Consider the following 15,424-nt stretch of genomic DNA (forward strand, 5'->3'; position numbering starts at 1 on the left):
CTCAATATTATTTCTTGTGTAAAACTGGCACATTAATTGCTAACTTTCTCAAAATTGAATCTAAACCCCTGATTATACATCACAAAATGTTAAACAAAGGCTTCATTTTTGAAGGTCAGGGTACTAAAAAGAAACTTATGAAAAACAAATCTTTATTCATTGCTCTTTTCTCTTGTTTGCTGGCACCATTGTCGGCACAAACTTCAGATTTGCCTTTTAAAGGAGGCGAATGGTTGCGTTTTAAAGTAAAATATGGTGTTTTTAATGCGAGTATCGCTACAATGTCGGTCAAAGAAGAGATGTATGGAGGTGAAAAAGTGTATCACGCTACCGGAAAAGGGGCAACTACAGGTTTAGCACGTGTATTTTTTAAGGTAGATGATACTTATGAGAGTTATTTTGGTATCACCGATGGCAAACCACGTCTTTTTATCCGTAATATCTACGAAGGTGGCTATACTAAATATTTAAAAATGTACTTCAATCATACCGATAACAAAGTGAAAATCCACAATATGGAAAATGGTAAAGATACCGAAATTTCCTTCCAACCAGGGCTTCACGATGTGATTTCGGCTTTCTACGCTCTTCGTCATCACCCAGATATTGAAAATATGAAAGTGGGGGGACAAATCTCTTTAGATATGATTTTCGATGACGATGAAGTGTATAAATTCAAACTCAAACTCCTCGGTCGTGAGAAAGTAAAAACGCATTTTGGTACTGTAAATACGCTTAAATTCTGTCCGTTAGTACAAGATGGTCGCGTGTTTAAAGAAGAAGAAAGTATCACAATGTGGATTACTGACGACAAGAACAAAGTGCCCGTAAAACTGCGTGCCGCCTTACGTGTAGGCTCATTAGTAGCTGAACTCGACGGGTTTAACAATCTCAAAAATGAAACTGATTTGAAAAAAAAATAAGTGCATTGTATAGATAGTTTATTTTTTTTACGTATATTTGTGCCCTCAAACAATATAATCTCAAAAATAAACAAATTATACTATGAAAAACTTGTTTTTAGCAGTCTCTGTTTTTCTTGCCTCTTTAGCGTATGGGCAAGATACAAGTGTGAAAAAACTGATGAAACTCGCCGAGAAAGGCGATGTGAAAGCCCAGTCGGAATTAGCCGAAGCTTATCTGAAAGGCAAAGGGGTAAAACGCTCTTTTCAAGATGCTGCCTTATGGCTTGAAAAAGTAGCCGAAACAGGCGATGCACAAGCGCAATACCAGCTTGCCCACCTCCATCTCGATGGTAAAGGAATGCCTAAATCTGAAGAAAAAGGTACTGAATGGCTCGCTAAAGCAGCCGAAAATGGCAACCAAAAAGCCGAACAAGAACTCGCACTTTGTTATCGCGATGGTCGCGGTGTTCCTCAGTCTACCGAAAAGTACTACGCTTGGATTGAAAAGAATGCCGATAATGAAAAAGCTGAAACTTTGCTCGACCTTGCTAAAGCGTATTATGCGGGTGATGGTGTGACTAAAGATGTGAACAAAGCTAAATTTTGGGCTGACAAAGCTGCTAAAAAAGGAAATAAAGAAGCTGAACTTCTCCTCGCTACTTGGGTGTACGAAATCAACCCTTCTAACCCCGAAGCGATACAACGCTTGATGCAAGTAGCTGAAAAAGGTGATACTGAGGCACAAGCAATGATAGGTGAGTCTTACCTCAATGGCAAAGGGGTAGAACAATCTGAAAGTAAAGCGATAGAATGGTTTGAGAAGGCAGCAGCCAAAGGCAATGCTACAGCACTCTATCACTTGGCTAATTTCTACTTCTATGGCAATAGTCCACTTATAGGTAAATTCCCTAAAAAAGCACTCGATTACTACACTCAAGCAGCTAATAAAGGCAATGTAGATGCTCAACGACAATTGGCAGTATGCCTCTATAATGGTATTGGAGGGGCTACTTCTCAACGCGATGCTTTCAACTGGATTCTCAAAGCGGTGAATGCCAACCCTTCTCCTATAACCGAAAACAACTTAGCTATATGTTATGCTACAGGCAATGGCACACGGCAATCAGTAGCTCAAGCAGTAGAACTCTTCCGAAAAGCTGCTGATGCAGGCGATGTAACTGCTCAATATAACTTAGGAACTCTCTTGCTTGAAGAACCACAACAAGATGTGAAAAAAGCCTTTGAATATCTCGAAAAAGCAGCCGCTCAAAACCACCTACTTGCGCTTAAAAAATTAGGTGATTTGAATTTCACAGGGAAATATACAAATCAATCTTACGCTCGTGCTTTTGAGTATTACAATAAAGCTGCAAAACTTACTCCTACCCCTGAAAATCAAATGTTAGACTATTTCTATCAAGGGCAAGCTGATGCTTATGCCGATGTGCTTTTCACCCTCTCTCAATGCTATGCCGATGGTAAAGGTGTAAAAAAATCACCACGTGAAGCAGCTAAATGGGCGATGAAAGCTGCCGATTTGTCTCATAAAGGAGCTTTTGATTGGTTACTCAAAAAAGTAGAAGCAAACGATCCTAAAGAAAATCCTGATGTAATCCTCACTGTTGCCGATGGATATTTCTATGGTAAAGGAGTGAAAAAACAAAACGATAAGGCTTTTCCTTTATATGAAAGACTTGCTAAACAACAAGATAACACCCAAGCGCAAAAACGCTTGATTGAATACTATTTCGAGGCAAAAAACCCTCAAAAAGACGAAGAAAAAGCAGTGTATTGGAGCGAACGTGTTGCTAAAAAAGGCGATGCCGAAACACAATCTAACTTAGGTAAATACTATATGACTTTTGTTCCTGATGTAGCTCCTGCACCTAAAGAAAAACCAGCACCTGCGCCTAAGACTCCCGATCCTGCTAAAGGTAAAACTACTACAGTAACTACAGCTGCGGCAACTACAACTGCTACACCTACAACACGTACCAGAGTGCGCCCTTCTGCACGCCCTACAATAACAGAAAATACTACTGTTAAGGCGCCAGCAGTGAACAACCGCACTGTTGCCCAACATAAAGTAACACACAATGCTCCTGCACCTAAAACACCAATGAAACGCCTCAACGAACACAAAGGGGTACTTTGGCTCTCTAAAGCTGCCGAACAAAACAATGTAGCGGCACTCACCGAACTCGGTACTTACTACGAAAGCAAACAAGATTTCGGTCAGGCGGTAACTCAATACCAAAAAGCTGCTCACCGCGAATACGCTGAAGGGCAATACAAATTAGGAAATTGTTATTACAATGGTAGTGGTTTAGAACGCTCTAACGAAAAAGCCGCCGACTATTATAAACGCGCAGCCCGCCAAGGTTATGCACCTGCACAATTCCGCTTGGGTAATTGCTATTATCACGGCGAAGGTATCCAGCAATCCGATGCTCGTGCTATCGATTGGTTTGATCAAGCCTGCGATAGTGGAGAAAAACAAGCCTGCGATATGCTAAAAGTTGCAGTGGCTAAAAAATAAATATTCACAACACTACAAATAAAAAAAGCTGTCCAACTCTGGACAGCTTTTTTTATTATTATTCATCTTGTCTCATCTCATCCTTTTAAATCTATTGTGTGTCCACAAGTAGAACTCAGGACGGTCATAAATTTGTCGGGTTACATGTTCAAAGAACATATCTGTGATTTGAAAATCCACGTAATCGTTAGGTACTTCAGCTAAAACTTCAAAAGTTGTTTGGTAATACCCGCGTTTTAGTTTTTCTATTTTAGCAAACACAATCACCGTATTCAAAGCCTTACCCAAGCGTTCTGCCCCAGTGAAAACAGGTACATTCAAACCTAAAAACGGACGTAAATAGTTCTTTTTGTTGTTTGGAATCTGGTCGGAAGCAAATCCATAACAATATACATCGTGAGCATCTTTGTGTTTTTTCATCTCGCGGTGAGCAGTGTAGCGCGGTAGCAAAAAGCTGTGATGTTTAGTGCGTATTTTCTGCAAAAGTTTGTCAAAATAAGGGTTGCTTAGCGGGGTATAGAGAGCATACGATTTGTGTTTTAAGAAGTAAGCCAATGAAAGTAACCATTCGTAACTTGCGTAATGACTGCACATAAACAAGATGTTGCGTTCCTCATTTTCGTATTTCTTCAAAACTTCCAAGTTAGGAAAAACCATACGTTTTTTCATTTCTTTTTCACTCATTCCGTACGATTTTACCATTTCTAAAAGAGTATCACAAAAGTGGTGGTAGAATTTGCGTTCGATGTCTAAAAGTTCAGTTTCAGTTTTAAAAGGGAAGGCTGTATGCAAGTTTTTGCGTACCACTTTTACTCTGTATTTCAATAGAGTATATAGTATAAAGTATAAAAAATCCGATATGCCATAGAGCATCCAGAAAGGCATTCGCGAGAGTAGCCAAATAAGTGGGAAGGCAATAATATAAATAAATAAATTCATTAGAGGTTCAGTTTCAAGCCGCAAAGGTAAAAATAATTTGTCAAATAGCCAATTTGCTAATTTGCTAATTCACAAATTATTCGTACTTTTGCCCCCGTTTTTAAATTATTAATTGTCAGTAGTCAATTGTCAATTATCAATTGCTAATTATTCTCTATGCTGAATGTTCACAATCTATCTGTTTCTTTTCAAGGTGAATACCTCTTCGAGGATGTCGCTTTTATGCTCAATGCAGGCGACCGAGTGGGGCTTATCGGTAAGAATGGAGCGGGTAAATCTACAATGCTCAAACTGCTTTCACGCGAACTAAAACCCGATACTGGTGGAATTGCTACCGATAAAGATGTGCGCATCGGTTTCCTTAAACAGGATATCGATTTTGTAAAAGGGCGCACTATCTTAGAAGAAGCCTATCAGGCATTTACCGAAATCAAAGCATTAGAACGCCAGTTAGACAATATCCATCATCAAATAGAAACTCGCACCGATTACGAGAGTCAAGAATACCACGATTTGCTCGATAAGCTAAGCGATTATACACATCGTTTCGATCTCATCGGGGGGTATCAGTACCAAGGTGAAACTGAAAAAGTATTACAAGGTCTTGGCTTCCAGCGTAGTGATTTTGATAAACTCACCGATAGCTTTTCAGGAGGTTGGCGTATGCGCATAGAGTTGGCAAAACTGCTCTTGCAAAACAACGATGTGTTGTTGCTGGACGAGCCTACGAACCACTTGGATATCGAGTCAATTATATGGTTGGAACAATTTCTCACAACTTATAGTGGGGCAGTAGTGATTGTCTCTCACGATAGGATGTTTTTAGACAATGTTACCAACCGCACTATCGAGATTTCAGTAGGCAAAATATACGATTACCCTAAACCTTACACCCAATTTTTGGCATTGCGCCAAGAAATACGCGAACAGCAACTCGCTTCACAAAAAAATCAAGAAAAGAAAATTCAACAAACTGAAAAGTTGATTGAAAAATTCCGTGCAAAAGCTACTAAGGCTTCTATGGCGCAATCGCTGATGAAAAAACTCGACAAGATAGAGCGCATAGAGGTAGATGAGGAAGATAATGCTGTGATGAATGTGCGTTTTCCCGTATCGGTAACTCCAGGGAAAGTGGTGCTCGAAATAGATGATGTATCTAAAAACTACGGTGAAAAACAAGTGCTTAGCCACGTGAGTTTACTCGTAGAACGCGGTAGTAAAGTGGCCTTTGTAGGACAAAATGGACAAGGAAAAACTACCCTCGCCAAGATGATTGTAAGCGAAATTCTGTACGATGGAACTATCAAGTTAGGTCACAATGTACAATTAGGGTATTTTGCCCAAAATCAAGCCGACTATTTGGATGGTGAACTTACCGTACTCGATACGATGTTCAACGCTGCTAACGATAGCAATCGTATGAAAATCCGCGACATACTCGGCTCTTTCCTCTTCCGTGGCGATGAAGTAGATAAGAAAGTGAAAGTGCTTTCAGGAGGCGAACGCAACCGCTTGGCATTGGCTAAAATGTTGCTGTCAGATTTCAATGTCTTGGTAATGGACGAGCCTACGAACCACTTGGATATCAAGAGTAAAAACGTACTCAAAAAAGCACTTCAGCAATTCGAAGGAACGCTCATTATCGTGTCGCACGACCGCGATTTCTTGCAAGGACTCACCGATAAAGTATACGAATTTAAAAACCAACACCTCAAAGAATATTTGGGCGATATTGATTTCTATTTAGAACAACGTGCTGCCGCCAATTTTCGCGAAATAGAACAACCTAAAGAAACTACTACTGCTAAAGCTGCTCAAACTCCTGAAAAACTCTCTTTCGAAGAACAAAAACAACAGAAAGCAGCTCAAAACAAACTCAATAAAATAGAACGCAACATCACCGAGCTTGAACAGGAACTCAAAGCGATGAACGAGCAAATGGGGCAAGGCGTACAAACCGATGCGTTCTACAAACAGTACGAACAGAAAAAACAACAATTGGAGGATTTAATGACCGAATGGGAATCTTTAATGAGTTAATCTATGCAACCTAAGAAAATCTTACTCTTTATCGTGGGACTACTCGCTGCCCTTTTTGCGATGACCTTTTTCAGTCGTTATCACACCACCGCCAACGGTATGGTGCGTGAAGGTATTGCCTTTGGTGATGCAATGTTACGCTATCCTACCCCCGATATTTTAGGAGAACTCTTCAAAGCTGATGAAAAAGAAAACAACAAACTCGATGAGCTAATCAAAGAAACTTCGGGAAGTATCGTTGATGAAAAAACAAAAAATTTAACAACGAACGATACTATCGAAAAAGATTCTCTACACACTTTAGATACCAATGTAGAAGGTAAAATCTATTACCCTGGAAATAAAATTGACTATATCAAACGCCTCAAAGCTAAACTTCGTCAAGGCGTTTGCCAAATTGTACATTACGGCGACTCTCAAATAGAAGGCGACCGTATCACTGCCTATATACGCAACCGCTTGCAACTCTCCTATGGTGGAGGCGGACCTGGTTTTGTTCCTATCAAGGTGGTCTATAGCCAAAATAGTGTAGAAATAGTCTCTTCACCTAACTGGATGCGCTATGCTTTCTTTGATCGCAAACAGCGCAAAACTTTGAAACACAATAGTTACGGACTTTATGCTACTTATTCGCGCTTTACACCTTATGTGAAAGATACTGCTTTGTTGAAACCTACAAAGGCATCCTTTACAATCAAACCTTCTAAAAAATCCTACGCACGCCTGCAAAACTATACCAAATTTGGGTTGCACTATGGTAATGCTACCAGCCGAACTGCTATTAGGGTATACCAAGGAAAAAATGTAATTAAAATTGATACTCTCATCGCCGATGGTAAATACCATAACTACCAACTGAATTTTGCAACTACCCCCGATGAGTTATATATAGAATTGGAAGCACGTGTAAGTCCTGATTTCTATGGAATTACCCTTGATGCTGCTTCGGGAGTGCGCGCCGATAACGTGGCAATGCGCGGTGAAGCAGGACGTATTTTCACCCGTATGAACTATGAGAATTACCGCCAAATGTCTGCCGTTCGTAAACCCGACCTCTTTATTTTCGAGTTCGGTGGTAATACCATTCCTTATATGAAAACCGATCAACAGCTGAAAGACTATGTTGAAGGACTTATTTTCAATATGAAATGGGTGAAACGTGCCAACCCCAATGCAATGTTTATGCTCATAGGTAATGGCGATATGACCACCTCGCGCAACGGCAAGCGCATCACTTATCCTTATGTGCCTAAACTCAACGATTTGATGAAAGAAGAGTGTATGAAAAACGATATCGCCTACTTCAGTATGTATGAGGCAATGGGTGGCGAAAACTCTATGATTACGTGGGTAAAAGAAGGAATGGCAGCTGCCGATTATGTCCATTTTAGCCCTAAAGGAACTAAACTTATTTCAGAAGTGTTTTATCAGTGTTTACACAACGACCTCACAGCGGTAGAATAACAGATTTATGACAGACTTTTTCAACAATTTCTTTATGTTTAATCCTGAGCATCCGCTTACTTTTGTGCGGATAGACTTCTGGATATTCTTTGTCTTGGTGTATGCTGTCTTTGCTCTGATTTACCGACGCCGACACCTGCGCAATCTGTTTTTGCTAATCGCTAGTTTCTATTTCTATTACAAGGCGAGCGGCCTTTTTGTGTTGCTGTTAGTATTCAGTACTGTTACCGATTTTTATCTGGGGCACTACATCTATCGGCAAGCCGAAGAACGCCGACGCAAAATAGCTGTAACCGTGAGTGTTTGTTTAAATTTATTAGTGTTAGCATATTTCAAGTATGCTTATTTCTTCACCGATACTTACAATGCATTCTTCCACACCCAGCACCAAACGTTTAACTATTTAGCCTATTGGGCAAATGGCTTTAGCAATCAAGGCTATTTCACAGTTGATAAAATTATTTTGCCTGTAGGGATATCTTTCTATACATTTCAAACGATTAGCTACACAGTAGATGTATACCGTAACAAGGTAACTCCCCTGAACTCTATACTCGATTTTGGTTTCTATGTGAGTTTCTTTCCTCAACTCGTGGCAGGGCCTATCGTCCGCGCCGAAGAGTTTGTACCTCAAATTCTCAAGAAAACTGTTGTTTCTAAAGAAGAGTTCAATAAAGCGATATTCTTCATTCTCAAAGGGCTCATTAAAAAAATGATTTTTGCCGATTTTATTGCTTTGCACTTCTTAGACAAAATATTCGATGCCCCTTCTATGCACACAGGTTTTGCCAATATTCTGGCTCTCATAGGCTATTCGTTGCAAATCTATGGTGATTTCTCTGGTTATACCGATATTGCTATAGGGGTAGCACTGCTAATGGGTTTTCATTTGCCTGTAAACTTCAATTCGCCTTACAAAGCTTTGAATTGCGGTGATTTCTGGAAACGTTGGCATATCTCCCTTTCCACTTGGCTGAAAGATTATTTGTACATCCCATTAGGAGGTAACCGCAATAGTACCATAGGCACTTTCGTCTTCTCTTTGCTTTTTGTAGTGATTTTGGTAGTAGCGATCAACAATCTCGTTTTCACCCTCATCACAGGGCTACTGTTAATAGCAGGTTCTGCGGTTGCGTTCTTTTATAAACCCTTTGAACGCTACCTTACTACCAATATTAATATTATGATTACAATGCTCATTGGAGGATTGTGGCACGGTGCATCGTGGAAGTTTGTTATCTGGGGCGGACTCAATGGTTTAGGAGTTGTGGCTTATAAGTATTGGCGTAAGGTGAGCCCGTATGAGAACAGTAACTTGTGGGTAGTACGCGCTTGGAAAATAGCTTTTACTTTTGTTTTTATCACTTTCACACGTGTGTTTTTCCGAAGCAACGATATGGAAAGTATAAACCAATGGTTTGACCAAGTCGCTCATAATATGGACTGGGGTTCGGCTATGCAAGTGATGAAGTACAACAATATTAGTTTAGGAATCATCCTCATAGGCTATATCACCCACTGGCTGCCCCAACGCTGGAAAGACTATACCGAGCACGTTTTTGCCGAAAGCCATTACGTAGTAAAAGCTGCCATCGCCTTAGTGGTAGTATTGATATGTTATCAAGCCTATTCCACCGATATACAGCCATTTATCTATTTCCAGTTTTAATCAAGAATTAGGTTTTAGAAATCAATAATCAATCCTTTTTATCTGTCTACTTTTCCCCGAGACCCTCCAGAATCTTCCAAGATTCTTCGAGGTTCTCCCTATAATATTCTCTCTACTTTTCTCTAATTTGCTAATTCACAAATTTGCTAATTTCTAAATTATTCGTATTTTTGCCGATTGAAAGGGCTCTTATACCCTCTCTATTAATGTAATAATCCATAGAAAAATGAGTTGCAATACTTGCACACACAATACGAACAATAGCTGTAATACAAACTGCGGAGCGCGAAGCTTTGGCACTGCCAAATTATCAGTTTTTGATTGGCTGGCAAATACCCAACTCCTTGGCGGACAAGAGTATTTTGATTGCGTCGAGGTGCGCTTCAAAAACAGCCGCAAAGAGTATTTCCGCAATGTCGATAAATTGCCCCTCCAAATGGGTGATGTAGTAGCCACCGAAGCCCCTTCAGGACACGATGTAGGAGTCGTAACCCTTACAGGTGAATTGGTGCGCTCGCAAATGAAAAAACGCAAAGTCGATTGGGAAGGCGATATACCTCGAGTGTATCGCAAAGCTAATCAGCATGATATTGATGTATGGCAACAGTCGCGTGCCAAAGAAATAGAAGTCCAAAAACAATCGCGTGAATTAGCAATTGCCTTAGGTTTAGAGATGAAAATCTCCGATGTAGAATTCCAAGGCGACGGCTCTAAAGCAACATTCTACTACACAGCCGAGGGGCGTGTAGATTTCCGCCAGCTCATCAAGGATATGGCAAAAGCCTTTTCTGTGCGTATAGAAATGCGACAAATAGGTTTCCGCCAAGAGGCAGCCCGCTTAGGTGGAATAGGTTCTTGCGGTCGTGAACTCTGCTGCTCTACTTGGCTTACCGATTTCAGAAGCGTTTCCACTTCAGCAGCACGATACCAGCAATTGTCACTCAACCCTCAAAAACTTGCAGGTCAGTGCGGTAAACTCAAATGCTGCTTGAACTTCGAACTCGACACCTATCTCGATGCTCTGCAAGATTTCCCCCGCACCGATGTAAAACTCCACACACAGCGCGGTATGGCATCGTGCCAAAAAATAGACATCTTCAAACGCCTAATGTGGTTCACTTACGACGAAAATCCTATCACTTGGCACAAACTCTCAGTAGATAGCGTAAAAGAAATTATCGAACTCAATAAAGAGGGAGAACCTATTGAAGAGTTAGAAGAGTATGCCATCGTTACCGATTTGTCTTCACGTAAAAGCACTTCAGCTTATGAAGGTATTGAACTCGCTCCAGTAGAAGAAGATAGCATCACCCGTTTCGATGCCCCTAAACGCAAAAAGAACAAGCATAACAACAAAAAAGCGAGCAATAATAACAGTAAGCCTCAGCGAGATAACAAAACCCAACAAGCACAATCCCAACCCCAAGGGCAGTCTAACAAAAAGAAACAATCGCCCAAGCCTAAAAATAACGGCAATAATAACAATCCTAATGCTAATAACAACCCCAATACCGCTAAGAAAAAGCCCAATAATAAAAATAACAAACCCAACTCTAATGCCGATAAACCTAAAAATGAGAACGCTTAGTGTATTACTCCTATGGCTAACCCTCGTGTCTTGCCATAGTAATGTGGAATACAGCCAATATGTGTCTTTGCCTAATGGTTGGACTAAAAACGAACCTGTAACCTTTCTTTTAGAAGCAAACGATACGTTGGCTAAAAAAAACTTGTTCATAATGTTGCGTAACGATGAGCATTACGAGTTTAGCAATATCTATTTGATTGCCAAAATGGAAGTGCCCAATAGCGATAAGGTAATTGTCGATACGTTGCAATACGAAATGGCAACCCCCGAAGGTAAATGGTTGGGAGATGGCTATTCAGCAGTGAAAGAAAGCAAATTGTGGTACAAAGAACAATTCGTTTTCCCTGCTAAAGGTAAGTACAACATCAAAATAGAACAAGCAATGCGCAAAATAGGTGATGATGAAGGAATACCAATACTCAAAGGAATCACCGAAGTGGGGCTACGCGAAGAAACTAATAAATAATTGCCTAACAAAAGAGTTTTATATAGTCTCAATTTCGTGTAAATTCGTGAAATTCGTAGGAGACTTAAAAAATAATAAACTATGAAAAAAGCAAACAGCACAAACAGTAACAACAGCAGCCGCAAACCTAAAAAAGGACTCAGCACAGTCGTGAGATGGTTTTGGTATATCTTTATAGCGGGCGTGGTAGGAGTGATATTACTCTTTACTTCGGCTTCTTTAGGCTTGTTGGGCGAAATGCCCGACTTCCAACACTTGGAAAATCCCGAAACCAATTTGGCTACCGAAATCGTTACCGCCGATGGTAAATCGTTAGGAAAATTCTATTTAGATGAAAACCGTACGCCTATCCGCTTCAAAGATTTACCTAAACACTTAGTCGATGCCCTCGTCGCCACCGAAGACGAACGTTTCTATGAACACTCAGGAATCGACGTGCGTGGTACATTGCGGGCAATGGTCTATTTTGGTAGAAAAGGAGGTGCTTCCACCATCTCACAACAATTGGCAAAACAGCTTTTTCATAAAGAAAAAACCAGAGGTTTAGCACGTTATACTCAAAAAATAAAAGAATGGGTGATCGCTACACGCCTTGAAAAACAATATACTAAAGAAGAGATATTAGCAATGTACTTCAATATCTACGACTTCAATAACAATGCCGATGGTATCCGTTCGGCTGCTAAAATCTACTTCGATAAAGAACCTAAAAACCTCAAAATAGAAGAAGGCGCAATGCTTGTAGGGATGTTTAAAAACTCTGCTCTCTACAATCCTGTGAAAAATAAAGAAGGAGTAACTAATCGTCGCAATGTAGTACTCGCCCAAATGGCTAAGAACAACTACATTACCCAAGAACAAAAAGATTCCTTGCAAAAGTTGCCATTGAAAATCAAGTTTACCCCCGAAAGTCATAACGACGGGATGGCAACCTACTTCCGTGAGTACCTGCGTTCTTATATGAAAACCTGGATAGACCAAAACCCTAAACCCGATGGTACTAAACACAACCTCTATCTCGACGGATTGAAAGTCTATACAACCATCGACTCTAAGATGCAGGCTTATGCCGAGGCTGCTGTGAAAGCTCATATGAAACAACTACAAAAAGCCTTCGACGCCGAGAATAACCCTAAGAAAAATGCTACCTATCCTTTTGTGAAAGTCTCTAAAGAAGAGTATAAAAACCTAATGGAACGCGCAATGAAAAACTCTAATCGCTGGATACACCTTAAGTATTTAGGCTATTCCGAAAAGGAAATCCGCGAGTCGTTTGATAAAAAAGTAGAGATGCGTGTCTTCAGTTGGAAAGGTGAAAAAGATACCATTATGACCCCACGTGACTCTATATTGTATTATAAAGCTTATTTGCGTACAGGTATGATGTCTATGGAACCTCAAACAGGACACATAAAAGCGTGGGTAGGAGGCATCAACTACAAGCATTTCCAATACGACCAAGTGATACAAGGAGCTCGCCAAACGGGCTCTACCTTCAAACCTTTTGTATATGCCACCGCTATCGACCAATTGCACTATTCTCCTTGTATGGAACTCCCTGATATCCCAACGTGTGTAGAAGCTCATAAGTACGGCAATGTGCAAGCGTGGTGCCCACGTAACTCTACAGGTAATTTCACAGGTAAAATGATGACCCTCAAATACGCTTTGGCAAACTCAGTAAACTCTATTACTGTAAACCTGATGGATAAAGTAGGCCCTATACCCGTGATCAATTTGGTGAGAAAACTCGGCATCACTTCCAATATGCCCGAAATGCCTTCTATCGCCTTAGGTACTGCCGATGCAACTGTCTTCCAAATGGTAGGGGCTTATGGTACTTTCGCCAATGAAGGGGTATATGTAAAACCTGTGTTGGTAACGCGTATAGAAGATAAGAACGGTACAGTACTTTTTGAAAACACCCCTGAAACTCACGATGTAGTAAGTGCTGAAGTAGCTCGTGCTGTTGTAAACTTGATGGAAGGGGTTACACGCTATGGTTCAGGAGCGCGCTTGCGTACCAAAGGTGCAGAAACTTATAATACCATTTACAAAAATGTAATGACAGGATATCCTTATCAATTTACGAACCCTATTGCAGGTAAAACAGGAACCACTCAAAATAATAGCGATGGTTGGTTTATCGGTATGGTGCCTAATCTTGTTACCGGTGTTTGGGTAGGAGGTGAAGACCGCGCGATACACTTCCGTACTACTGCCTACGGTCAAGGGGCTACAATGGCACTCCCCATATTCGGCTATTATATGAAAAAATGCTATGCCGATAAAGATTTGAGTGTTTCTAAAGGCGCTTTTCCTGCCCCTCAAAACAAAGAAATTCCTATAGATTGCAATAAAGAAAAAGAAGGAGATACTGAAGACCCTGAAATCGATTTTTAAAGTTTCTTGAGCGAATGTTTGTCTCTTTGTAATATTTTTAGTAGTTTTGTCGCCCTTATTGTAATAAACTAAAAAACGCACTTACATTATTAAGAATATGAAATTTAAAAAATATACACTCACTACCCTCGCCTGTTTGCTCTTAGGTAGTATGCCAATGCAGGCGCAAAACTCTCAAAAAGACACAATAAATAGAAATCCTAAACGCGAAGGATTACACAAGTTTAACGATAATCCCAACATAAAAAAATATGATGAAAAATGGCTGAAAGAACTGTCTAATTCCGATTTGTTCTTTCAAATGAGCGAAGATGTAGCCGCAACCCCTACTGATGTAGATTACAGTGAGTTGCCTACTGAAGTACTCAAAGAGCGCTTGCGTAAACTGAATGAAAAAACACCTTTCAACGTGGAGTATAACCCTATATTAGAACAGGTGATCAAATCGTTTTTGAAAAATCGCCGCTCTTCGTTAGAACGCCTGATGAGCCTCAGTGATTACTATTTTCCAATGTTCGAACAGGAAATGAGTAACCAAAAAATTCCTCTTGAAATGAAATACCTCGCCATTATTGAATCAGCCTTAAATCCTAAAGCCCGCTCTCGTGCTGGGGCTACAGGCTTATGGCAATTTATGTATGCTACAGGTAAAAGCTATGGCTTAGAGGTAAATAACTATGTCGATGAACGCAGCGACCCCGTTCGTTCTACTAAGGCCGCTGCAAAATACTTAAACGAACTCTACAAAATATTTGGTGACTGGGATTTAGCTCTCGCTGCCTATAATTCAGGACCTGGCAATGTCACTAAAGCTATACGCCGATCTAACGGAAAGACTAACTATTGGAATTTGCGCCCCTATCTTCCTCGTGAAACAGCGGGGTATGTGCCTGCTTTCTTGGCAACACTCTATATTTTTGAATATGCTAAAGAACACGGCTTCAAACCTCAAAAACGCGCCAATCATCTCTTCCAAACTGATACCATTCGTGTAAAACAAGCCATTCCTTTCAAGGATATAGCCGAAATTACAGGTATGGATGTACAAGATATTCAGTTTTTTAACCCTTCTTACCAATTAGATGTAGTGCCTTATGTTGAAGGGCGCAACTATGCCGTGCGTTTGCCTATCTCCGAAATAGGTAAGTTCGTATCTAATGAACAAGCTATCTACAACTACCTAAACGAACAAAAAGCTCAACGTGAACAAGTTCTTCCTGAAGTAACCAAAGGCGAACAATACGCAGGAGGTAAATCTACTAAAAAAACAGTTTATACGGTGAAAAAAGGCGATAACTTAGGTAAAATTGCTAGTCGCCACGGCGTGACAATCAACAATATCAAACGCTGGAACCGAATGAAAAGTAATAAAGTACGCGTGGGACAACGACTTTCTATATACAAGTAATAT

At 40.4% G+C, this 15,424-nt stretch carries 10 protein-coding genes; 9 read left to right on the plus strand and 1 reads right to left on the minus strand.

The window, feature by feature from the left end; all coding sequences use genetic code 11:
* The first annotated feature begins 137 nt into the window (after positions 1-137).
* Both I7X29_RS07485 and I7X29_RS07490 read left to right on the plus strand, forming a co-directional pair.
* Positions 138-923, plus strand: coding sequence for a DUF3108 domain-containing protein (locus I7X29_RS07485; protein WP_034555623.1), 786 nt, complete (start codon positions 138-140; stop codon positions 921-923).
* An 82-nt stretch (positions 924-1,005) separates the two neighbouring features.
* Positions 1,006-3,444 (plus strand): tetratricopeptide repeat protein, encoded by a 2,439-nt coding sequence (locus I7X29_RS07490; RefSeq protein ID WP_198473687.1) that lies wholly within the window; start codon positions 1,006-1,008, stop codon positions 3,442-3,444.
* Positions 3,445-3,516: 72 nt separating this feature from the next.
* Here the strand turns inward: I7X29_RS07490 and I7X29_RS07495 are convergent, their stop codons facing one another.
* Positions 3,517-4,383, minus strand: a complete 867-nt coding sequence (locus I7X29_RS07495; protein WP_198473689.1) for a lysophospholipid acyltransferase family protein — start codon at positions 4,381-4,383, stop codon at positions 3,517-3,519.
* Positions 4,384-4,539: 156 nt separating this feature from the next.
* Here I7X29_RS07495 and I7X29_RS07500 point away from each other — a divergent pair, with 156 nt between their 5' ends.
* From I7X29_RS07500 to I7X29_RS07530, 7 genes are all read left to right on the plus strand, one after another.
* Complete coding sequence (locus I7X29_RS07500) at positions 4,540-6,423, plus strand: ABC-F family ATP-binding cassette domain-containing protein (RefSeq protein WP_198473691.1); 1,884 nt, start codon at positions 4,540-4,542, stop codon at positions 6,421-6,423.
* 3 nt (positions 6,424-6,426) lie between these two features.
* Positions 6,427-7,887, plus strand: coding sequence for an SGNH/GDSL hydrolase family protein (locus I7X29_RS07505; RefSeq protein ID WP_198473694.1), 1,461 nt, complete (start codon positions 6,427-6,429; stop codon positions 7,885-7,887).
* A gap of 7 nt (positions 7,888-7,894) precedes the next feature.
* Positions 7,895-9,556: an MBOAT family O-acyltransferase gene (locus tag I7X29_RS07510; RefSeq protein WP_198473696.1), complete on the plus strand. Its 1,662-nt coding sequence runs from the start codon at positions 7,895-7,897 to the stop codon at positions 9,554-9,556.
* Between the two features lie 226 nt (positions 9,557-9,782).
* Positions 9,783-11,144 (plus strand): PSP1 domain-containing protein, encoded by a 1,362-nt coding sequence (locus I7X29_RS07515; RefSeq protein ID WP_193433069.1) that lies wholly within the window; start codon positions 9,783-9,785, stop codon positions 11,142-11,144.
* Positions 11,131-11,610: a gliding motility lipoprotein GldH gene (locus I7X29_RS07520; RefSeq protein WP_009750813.1), complete on the plus strand. Its 480-nt coding sequence runs from the start codon at positions 11,131-11,133 to the stop codon at positions 11,608-11,610. The genes I7X29_RS07515 and I7X29_RS07520 overlap by 14 nt, the downstream gene beginning before the upstream one ends.
* 81 nt (positions 11,611-11,691) lie before the next feature.
* A complete protein-coding gene (locus tag I7X29_RS07525) occupies positions 11,692-14,013 on the plus strand; it encodes a penicillin-binding protein 1A (RefSeq protein WP_198473698.1) in 2,322 nt (773 codons plus the stop codon).
* Positions 14,014-14,110: 97 nt separating this feature from the next.
* Positions 14,111-15,421 (plus strand): lytic transglycosylase domain-containing protein, encoded by a 1,311-nt coding sequence (locus tag I7X29_RS07530; protein WP_198473700.1) that lies wholly within the window; start codon positions 14,111-14,113, stop codon positions 15,419-15,421.
* Positions 15,422-15,424: the final 3 nt, after the last annotated feature.

It is taken from the genome of Capnocytophaga periodontitidis, assembly GCF_016126015.1.
Lineage (GTDB): Bacteria > Bacteroidota > Bacteroidia > Flavobacteriales > Flavobacteriaceae > Capnocytophaga > Capnocytophaga periodontitidis.